Consider the following 1,054-nt stretch of genomic DNA (forward strand, 5'->3'; position numbering starts at 1 on the left):
AAACGTCCCTTTAAATTCACCCCTCCGTACGGGGGGAAGATGTCCTTGAGGAGGAAATGAATATGTTGAAAAAATGTGTCGCGCTCACGGCGTTAATGGTCGTGGTCGCAGGAGCCGTTTTCGCGCAGGTAACGTTCGGCGGACAGCTTCAGGAAGGCATGACGCTATTAACGGGAACCAACGTAAAAGACGAAGACATAATGGCGGGCGGCACTTACGGCTCACCCCAGATGCACGAAGCGAAATTCAGCGCGCTGTTCGGCAGCGGAACCGCGGGCGGCAGACTGGTATATGAAGTAAATAACGCGTTTGTATGGGGCTGGATGCAGTGGAGGGCAAGCCAGTATTTCAGGATAAAGATAGGAAGCGACGGCGACGGCGAGGGCGGATTCCCGCAGATCATCGGCTGGGGCTTCACGGGCGAGGCGAAGAACTCGGTAGCCGCCGTAAACGACTACAACGGGCAGCTCGCCATGTCGTATAGAAACTCGGGACTCAACTACGGGGCTTACGACGACAAGAACGGCTTCCATTTGCAGATGACGTATTTCCCGCACGATTTGGTCGCGGTCAATTTTCTTTTCAGAAACTTCGGCGACTCGGAGGAAGTTTCGGTAAAACTCGCGAACATGCAGATTTATTCGGTAATCAAACTTGAACAGATAGGAACGGTAAGGTTCGCCGCCGTGGGCAAAGGCGGTCTTGCGAAAGACCAGCAGGACGGCGCGGACATAGGAACCCTTCACCTCGCATTTTATTCCAATGAAATAGTTCAGGGGCTGGCGTTTGAATTGGGCGGGCAGTACAACCTTCCGCACCTTAACACCCCCGACACTTTCGACGCTATCAGGATCGGGGCGGGCATCAACCTTTCCGCGACCGAGCCTTTCAATTTGAAGATCCGCTTCGGCAGCATGTTCGGCGGGCAGAAGAAGGGGGAGGAAATAGAGAAGGTAGGCTGGACGGTCGGACTTTTACCCTACTACAAGATATCGCCCAAGCTGTGGGTGTTCCTGCACGCGGGCTTCGGCTACGAGAAAGAGGACAGCAAGAA

At 54.3% G+C, this 1,054-nt stretch carries 1 protein-coding gene; it reads left to right on the forward strand.

Annotation, left to right across the window (positions count from 1 at the left end; translation table 11 throughout):
- Positions 1-56: 56 nt before the first annotated feature.
- Positions 57-1,054 (forward strand): hypothetical protein (locus tag ACYVTD_RS13695; protein ID WP_461248287.1); only part of this gene is annotated, 998 nt, incomplete at its 3' end.

The organism is Treponema sp. R6D11 (genome assembly GCF_054786075.1).